Genomic DNA, 7,712 nt, shown 5'->3' with positions numbered 1-7,712 from the left:
TCGCCGGGGCGTGGGAGGAGCCGATGGCGGCGAGCACCACACCCAGGCCGGGGTCGGGGAGCGGGCCGGTGACGGCGGCGAGGCGGTCCAGGGCCGCGGCCTCCAGCAGCGGGCTGCCGCCCAGCACGCCGGCCGTGGTGATGGCGAGCTGGGGGTGACGCCGGGCGGCCTTCGCGACCTCGCCAGGGACGTCGACCCTCGCGTGGAAGGCGTGGCCCAGCAGCAGCGGGACGACCACCGCGCGCCGGTGACCCTCCGCGGCGACGCCGGCGAGCACGTCCGGCAGGCGGGGGGCGGACAGGTCGAGGAAGCTCACCCGCACGTCGAGCCCCGGGTGCTGCCTGCGGACCTCGTCGGCGAGCTCCGCCACGGTGGCCGCCGACCGCGGGTCGCGGCTGCCGTGCGCGACGGCCACCAGCACCGGCGCTGCCCCCTCGGCCCCGGCGCGGAGCCCTCCGGCGTCCGACGGCAGGCGGGTGGGAACGGGCTGGAGCGCCACCGCGGCTACGTGGCCAGCCGGAGCGGGCTGCCGACCAGGCCGGCTGCCAGCGTGTTGCCGGTGGGCGGGTCGATCAGCAGGAAGCTGCCGGTGGCGCGGATGTCGGCGTAGTCGTCGACGGGCAGCGGGTCGGCCGTGCGCAGGCTGACGCGTGCGATGTCGTTGATACCCAGCTGCTCCGGCGCGTCCACATAGGACACGGTGTCGGTGTCCAGCCGCTCGCCCAGCGCTCCGACGATCACCTGCGTGGTGCGCGCGCCGTGCTTGAGCAGCAGCCGGGCGCCCGGCCGCAGCGGCTTGTCCGACAGCCAGCACAGCGTGGCGTCGAGCTCGTCGGTCAGGCGGGGCGGGGCCGTGGCCGAGGCGAGGACGTCGCCGCGGGCGATGTCGATGTCGTCGGTCAGCAGCACCGTGACGCTGCGCCCGGCACCGGCGGCGGCGAGCGGCCCGTCGGCCGTGTCGACGCGTTCGACGGTGGTGCGGGCCCCGCCGGGCAGCACCACGACCTCGTCACCGGGCCGGACGGTGCCGGCGGCGACCTGGCCTGCGTAGCCGCGGTAGTCGTGCAGCTCCTCGGTTCTGGGCCGGATCACGTACTGCACGGGCATGCGGAACGGCGCTGCCACCTCCGGACCGGCGACGGGCACCGACTCCAGGTGCCCGAGCAGGGTCGGGCCGTCGTACCAGGGCGTGCGCGCCGAGCGTTCGACGACGTTGTCGCCCACGAGCGCCGACACCGGGATCGTCACGACGGCCTCGTCGGCGAAACCGAGCGAGCGGGCGAGGCCGGCGAAGTCCTTGGCGATGGCGGCGAGGACGGCCTCGTCGTAGTCGACCAGGTCGATCTTGTTGATGGCCAGCACCAGCCGCGGCACCCGCAGCAGGGCGAGCACGGCGGCGTGCCGGCGCGTCTGCTCGACGACGCCGTGGCGGGCGTCGACGAGCAGCACGGCGAGCTCCGCGGTGGAGGCGCCGGTGACCGTGTTGCGGGTGTACTGCACGTGGCCCGGGGTGTCGGCGAGCACGAACTCGCGTGTGGGGGTGCCGAAGTAGCGGTAGGCCACGTCGATCGTGATGCCCTGCTCGCGCTCGGCGCGCAGGCCGTCCACCAGCAGGGACAGGTCCGGAGTGGCCAGTCCCTTGTCGACCGACGCGCGCTGCACGGCCTCGATCTGGTCGGCGAGCACCGACTTGGTGTCGTACAGCAGGCGCCCGACCAGAGTGGACTTTCCGTCGTCGACGCTGCCGGCGGTGGCGAAGCGGAGCAGATCCCGTGTCACTAGAAGTACCCCTCGCGCTTCCGGTCTTCCATCGCCGCCTCGGAGAGGCGGTCGTCGGCGCGGGTGGCCCCGCGCTCGGTGAGCCGGGACGCGGTGACCTCGGCGATGATCTCCTCCACCGTGGCCGCCGTGGACTCGACGGCACCGGTGCACGAACCGTCGCCGACCGTCCGGTACCGGACGTCCCGCAGCTCCAGGGTCTCGGCGCCGCGCGGGCCGCCCCACGGGCCCTCGGCGAGCCACATGCCGTCGCGGCGGAAGACCTCGCGCTGGTGGGCGAAGTAGATCGACGGCAGCTCGATCCCTTCGCGCTGGATGTAGCGCCAGACGTCGAGCTCGGTCCAGTTGGAGATCGGGAACACCCGCACGTGCTCGCCGGGCGCGTGGCGGCCGTTGTAGAGGTTCCACAGCTCCGGGCGCTGGCTGCGGGGGTCCCACCGGCCGAACGCGTCGCGCAGCGAGATGATCCGCTCCTTGGCCCGCGCCCGCTCCTCGTCGCGTCGGCCGCCGCCGAACACCGCGTCGAACCGGTGCTCGACGATCGTGTCGAGCAGGGGGGTGGTCTGCAACGGGTTGCGCGTGCCGTCCGGGCGCTCGACGAGGCGGCCGTCGTCGATCCAGTCCTGGACGTGCGCCACCTCCAGGCGCAGCCCGAGCCGCTCGACGATCCGGTCGCGGAAGTCGATGACCTCGGGGTAGTTGTGCCCGGTGTCGACGTGCAGCAGCGGGAACGGCACCGGCGCGGGCGCGAACGCCTTGACGGCGAGGTGCACCAGCAGCGTGGAGTCCTTGCCGCCGGAGAACAGGATCACCGGACGGTCGAACTCTCCCGCCACCTCGCGGAAGATGTGGATGGACTCGGACTCGAGGGCCTCGAGCGCGTCGAGGGTGGGGGCTGCGGCGGCGGTCACTGGACGTGCAGCCCGCACTCGATCTTGCCCGTGCCCGCCCAGCGGCCGCTGCGCGGATCCGCGCCCGGCGCCGGCTTCGCGGTGCAGGGGGCGCATCCGATCGACGGGTAGCCCTCCGACACGAGCGGGTTGACCAGCACCCCGTGCTCGGCGATGTAGGCGTCCATGTCCTCGTCGCTCCACGCGGCGATCGGGTTGATCTTCACCAGCCCGAACTTCTCGTCGAACGTGACCAATGGCGTGTTCGCCCTGGTCGGTGCCTCGACCCGGCGGACGCCGGTGACCCAGGCGTCGTAACCCGCGAGCGTCTTCTGCAGCGGGGCGACCTTGCGCAGCGCGCAGCACTGGTTCGGGTCGCGGGCGAACAGGTCCTTGCCGAGCAGCGAGTCCTGCTCCGCGACGCTGTGCTCCGCCGTCGCGTTGACGATCCGCACGTCGTAGCTGTGCTCGACGGCGTCGCGCGTCCCGATGGTCTCGGCGAAGTGGTAGCCGGTCTCGAGGAACAGCACGTCCACCCCCGGCAGGGCGCGGGCGGCCAGGTCGACGAGCACCGCGTCCTGCATGTTCGACGCGACGATCAGCCGCTCGCCGAACGTTCCGGCGGCCCAGGTGAGCAGCTGCTCGGCGGTGGCGTCCGGGCCCAGCTCGGCCGCACCGCGCTCGGCCACCGCCCGCAGGTCAACCTCTGTCGCAAGGCTCATCGAACTGTCTCCGCGATTCCGATTCCGACGAGTTTCAGTGAGAACGTCCGCAGGCAGTCGGCGCAGTACCAGGCGCCGTGCGGCACCTTCTCGGTCTGCTCCGCGGGACGGAGGTCCTCCTCGCCGCAGTACGGGCAGTAGAAGGGGACGGCACGCTCAGACATTCCGGCTCACCTCGCGCCTCATTTGAGATCGCCCTCCGCGGCCCGGGTGACCCACTGGGCGAACCGCTCGCCGTCCTCGCGCTGGTCGACGAAGCGGCGGACGACCCGCTCGACGTAGTCGCCCAGCTCGGCGCTGGTGACCTTGAGCCCGCGCAGCTTCCGCCCGAACCCGGCGTCGAGGCCGAGGCCGCCGCCCAGGTGCACCTGGAAGCCCTCGACCTGCGTGCCGTCGGCGGCGGTGACGATCTGGCCCTTGAGCCCGATGTCGGCCACCTGCGTGCGGGCACAGGCGTTGGGGCAGCCGTTGAGGTGGATCGAGATCGGGACGTCCGGGCTGACGTCGGCGAGCCGGCGCTCCAGCTCCTCCACCAGCCGGATCGCCCGCTCCTTCGTCTCGACGATGGCGAGCTTGCAGAACTCGATGCCGGTGCAGGCCATCGTGGCGCGCCGCCACGGCGACGGCTCGGCCTGCAGGCCCAGGGTGGCGAGCTCTGCGGTCAGCGACGTGACGTTCCGGTCGGGCACGTCGAGCACGACGATCTTCTGCTGGGGCGTGAGCCGCACCCGGCGCGAGCCCGCGGTCTCCGCGGCCTTGGCCAGCGCCACCAGCGTGGCTCCCGAGACGCGCCCGGCGGGCGGTGCGACACCGATGTAGTTGCGGCCGTCGACCTGCTTGTGCACGCCGATGTGGTCGATCGGGCTCTCGGGGGTGGCGGGCGCGGGGCCGTCCACGAGCTTGCGGCCCAGGTACTCGTCCTCCAGCACGCGCCGGAACTCCTCCACGCCCCAGTCGGCCACGAGGAACTTGATCCGCGCGCGGTGGCGCAGCCTGCGGTAGCCGTAGTCGCGGAACACCGAGATGATCCCCGCCCAGACGTCGGGGACCTCGTCGAGCGGGACCCACGCCCCGAGCCGCTGCGCGATCTTCGGGTTGGTGGAGAGCCCGCCCCCGACCCACACGTCGAAGCCGGGGCCGTGCTCCGGGTGCTCGACGCCCACGAACGAGACGTCGTTCACCTCGTGCGCCACGTCCTGCTGCCAGGAGATCGCGGTCTTGAACTTGCGCGGCAGGTTGGAGAACTCGGGGCTGCCGATGTAGCGCTCGAGGATCGCGTCGATCGCCGGGCTCGGGTCGATCTTCTCGTCGGCGGAGATCCCGGCGACCGGCGAGCCGAGGATGACGCGAGGGGTGTCGCCACACGCCTCGGTGGTGAGCAGGCCGAGGCCTTCGAGCTTCTTCCAGATCGCGGGCATGTCCTCGATCTGGATCCAGTGGTACTGGATGTTCTGCCGGTCGGTGACGTCGGCGGTGCCCCGCGCGTGGTCCTGCGAGACCTCGCCGATCGCCCGCAGCTGCTCCGTGGTGAGCGCCCCGCCGTCGATGCGGACGCGGAGCATGAAGTAGCGGTCGTCGAGCTCCTCGGGCTCCAGCGCCGCGGTACGGCCGCCGTCGATGCCGGGCCGGCGCTGCGTGTAGAGGCCCCACCAGCGCATCCGGCCGCGCAGGTCGGCCGGGTCGATCGAGTCGAACCCGCGCTTGGAGTAGACGTTCTCGATTCGGGCGCGGACGTTCAGCCCGTCGTCGTCCTTCTTCGTGCGCTCGTTCGGGTTGAGGGGCTCGCGGTAGCCCAGCTTCCACTGGCCTTCGCCGCGCTTGCGTTTGCCGGGAACGGACGTGGTGGGGGGCAAGACGGAGCCTCCGGATCGCGGCACGGGCACACCGCGGTCAGGGCGGCAGGCCTCGGCGCCAGCTGAGATGTGGTGGTCGGGGGCGCGAGATCAGCGCTGTCGACAGAGCGCGCTGCTCACCCGGTGCAGGTCCACGTGGCGCCGGGCCACGAGTCGCAGGGTCAGCGCAGTCACAACGGACAGCGTGCCACTTGTCCGGTCCACGATCCATGGACGTCCGCATGCTGGGAGCGGACTCACACGTCTTCGCCGAACGGCCCCGTACCGATGCCCGTCTGCGTAGCGTCTCGCCGCGTGGAGAGCGGAGTGATCGACCTGCGCAGGAGGAGCGCGCCGGGGCTCCTGATCTCGGCACCGATCCTGTGGGGGCTCACCGTGGTGGTCCTCGTCGCCGCGGTCCGGGGCGAGGTGCACGGAGGCCTGACGGCACGGGTGGTCGCCGGGGTTCTGGGGGGCTGCCTCGGGCTGCTCGCGCTCCTCGTGTCGCAGGCGCTGTTCGAGCTTCGACGGCCGCTGCGGCTGCTGATCGACCATGAGGGGATCCGGCTCGACACCGGCCGCCGCAGGCCGGCGTTCCGCCTGGTGTGGACGGAGATCGCCGCGGTCTCGCTGCGCGTCTCCGACCGGCGCCGGCGCATCAGCGCCCAGACGTACATCCGGTGGCTCGACCGGCGGCCGGAGAGGACCCCGATCGTGGTGGCGCTCGAACTCCACCCGGCAGACGCCGAGGCCGTGCGCCGGCACCCCGAACTCCGTACCGCATGGCGGCTCGGCGGCGAGCAATGCTGGCTGTTCGTGGTGTGGGCGGGGCCCGGGGACCCGCCGCCCGTTGCTCCGCTCGTGCAGCGGTGGCGGCCGGATCTCTGGCGAGGCGAACACTCGGCGTCGATCCTGCCGCACAGTCGCTGAGCTGCCGTCAGGCCGCCTCGGCCGGCAGCGGGCGCCGGCCGCGCCGTTCGTTCACCCGCCCGGCCAGCCACCGCAGCCCGTGCCGCGCCGCCACGACACCTCGGGCCACCGCCACCCGCCCGTGCACGACGGCGGCCCGCGCGAGCACGGCCGGGGTGAGCAGCACGTCGGGATGCACCAGCATGAAGCCCGCCGCGGTCACCGCGGCCTCCACGGTGGCGTCCCGGGCCCCGGCGCTCAGGACGTGGCCTGTGAGGCGCCGGGCCAGCCGCTCCCGGAGTGACAGGGGCAGCACGACACCCGTGCGGCGCACGTCCATGATCGTCGACAACCGCCAGGCGGCATCCACCACGACCCGCTGCCGGGCGAAGAAGCCGTCGGCCGGAGCATCGAGATCCGGTTCGTCGGAGAGGTACGACTCCAGGCACACGGCATGCAGCGCCGCCGAGGAGATGCCCTGGCCGAAGGTGGGGTTGAACGACGCCACCGCATCGCCCACCGCCACCAGCCGGGCCGGGAGACGGTGCGGCGGCCCGAAGTCGCGACGGCGGCTGTCGGCCATGTGGTAGGTCCGGATCGGACCCTGCGGTTCGCCGGCCGTGACCACCGTGAAGGGTTCCGGCAGGTCCGCCCGCAGCTGCGCGCGGAAGTCCTCGATCGTGCTGCCGGGCCGGTGGTCGCCGTAGGCCGAGATCATCACGATGTAGCGGTCGTCCTCGATCGGCCCGTACACCCCGCCGTTCGTCCGGCCCGGCAGGTCGCGGATGAGCCACATGGGCGGCTCGGGGGTCGCTGGGCTCCGGAAGTACCCGGTGGCGTAGCTCAGCTCGATCGGCAGCCGGAGCAGGTCCGGGCGGTCCCAGCCGGCCCGTTCGAGCCACTCGCCGAGCCGGCTCGCCCGTCCGGTGGCGTCGACGACGAGGTCCGCACGCTCCACGCGGTGCTCGCCGCCCGCCTCCACGTGCACGCCGGTCACGGCCCCGCCCCGGCACTCCAGGCCGGTGGCGCGCCCGGTGACCACGGTGACCGCGGGGAGTGCGAGCACCCGGCGGCGGATCATCCCCTCCAGGAACGGCCGGCTCCCCGACATGACCCCGGGGTCGACGCTGCGCAGCCAGCGGTGGCGCCCGGTCAGCGCGGATCGCAGATCGCGGGACGGGGCCACGAAGGCACCCGCCGCCACGCAGTCGGCCGAGAAGCCGGGGAACCACCGGTCGAGATGCAGCCGCCCTCCCGCCAGCAGCGCGTGTACCTGCAGTCCGTGCGGCACGCCCGGCCGGTCGTCCACTCCGGGATCGGGCCCGTCCCGCTCGACGATCACGACCTCGGCGGCCACGTCGGCGAGCACCCGCGCTGCCAGCAACCCGGCAACCGACCCGCCCATCACGACGGCTCGCCCCAGCACCTGCCGCGGTGCGGTGGATGTCGTCGTCGACACGAGGTCGGCGAACACGCCGGCCGGCCGGCGCGGCCTGTCGATCGCCATCCCGGTCCTCCCGGTCACGTGCCCGGGCGCCCCGGGGTGCCATCGACGCTAGTCACGATCAACAGGACCGTCC

Annotated in this window: 8 protein-coding genes; 1 reads left to right on the top strand and 7 read right to left on the bottom strand. The window is 73.1% G+C overall.

Features of this window, described 5'->3' with window-relative positions:
* The 6 genes from HF577_RS35775 to HF577_RS35750 form a co-directional block, all read right to left on the bottom strand.
* The coding region (locus HF577_RS35775; protein WP_312859598.1) for a sirohydrochlorin chelatase at nucleotides 1-499 on the bottom strand (499 nt) is incomplete at its 3' end.
* A gap of 5 nt (nucleotides 500-504) precedes the next feature.
* Nucleotides 505-1,779 (bottom strand): sulfate adenylyltransferase subunit 1, encoded by a 1,275-nt coding sequence (locus HF577_RS35770; protein WP_169400436.1) that lies wholly within the window; start codon nucleotides 1,777-1,779, stop codon nucleotides 505-507.
* Complete coding sequence (gene cysD / locus HF577_RS35765) at nucleotides 1,779-2,690, bottom strand: sulfate adenylyltransferase subunit CysD (protein ID WP_169400435.1); 912 nt, start codon at nucleotides 2,688-2,690, stop codon at nucleotides 1,779-1,781. Before cysD ends, HF577_RS35770 begins: the two co-directional genes overlap by 1 nt.
* Complete coding sequence (locus HF577_RS35760) at nucleotides 2,687-3,391, bottom strand: phosphoadenylyl-sulfate reductase (RefSeq protein WP_169400434.1); 705 nt, start codon at nucleotides 3,389-3,391, stop codon at nucleotides 2,687-2,689. Before HF577_RS35760 ends, cysD begins: the two co-directional genes overlap by 4 nt.
* Complete coding sequence (locus tag HF577_RS35755) at nucleotides 3,388-3,555, bottom strand: PDDEXK family nuclease (protein ID WP_169400433.1); 168 nt, start codon at nucleotides 3,553-3,555, stop codon at nucleotides 3,388-3,390. The genes HF577_RS35760 and HF577_RS35755 overlap by 4 nt, the downstream gene beginning before the upstream one ends.
* Nucleotides 3,556-3,573: 18 nt before the next feature.
* Nucleotides 3,574-5,244: a nitrite/sulfite reductase gene (locus tag HF577_RS35750; RefSeq protein ID WP_169400432.1), complete on the bottom strand. Its 1,671-nt coding sequence runs from the start codon at nucleotides 5,242-5,244 to the stop codon at nucleotides 3,574-3,576.
* Between the two features lie 294 nt (nucleotides 5,245-5,538).
* On the opposite strand from HF577_RS35750, the gene HF577_RS35745 reads away from it, so the two are divergent.
* The gene (locus HF577_RS35745; RefSeq protein ID WP_169400431.1) at nucleotides 5,539-6,153 is read left to right on the top strand and encodes a hypothetical protein; all 615 of its coding nucleotides are present in this window, start codon (nucleotides 5,539-5,541) and stop codon (nucleotides 6,151-6,153) included.
* Nucleotides 6,154-6,160: 7 nt separating this feature from the next.
* Here HF577_RS35745 and HF577_RS35740 read toward each other — a convergent pair whose 3' ends face one another.
* Nucleotides 6,161-7,639 carry an FAD-dependent oxidoreductase gene (locus HF577_RS35740; RefSeq protein WP_169400430.1) on the bottom strand — a complete coding sequence of 493 codons (1,479 nt, stop codon included), beginning with the start codon at nucleotides 7,637-7,639 and terminating at the stop codon, nucleotides 6,161-6,163.
* Nucleotides 7,640-7,712: the final 73 nt, after the last annotated feature.

Origin of the sequence: Pseudonocardia xinjiangensis (assembly GCF_012911925.1) — a bacterium.
GTDB lineage: Bacteria > Actinomycetota > Actinomycetes > Mycobacteriales > Pseudonocardiaceae > Pseudonocardia > Pseudonocardia xinjiangensis.
Note: the sequence above shows the minus strand (reverse complement) of the source record. Positions and strands in the feature narration are given on the sequence as shown.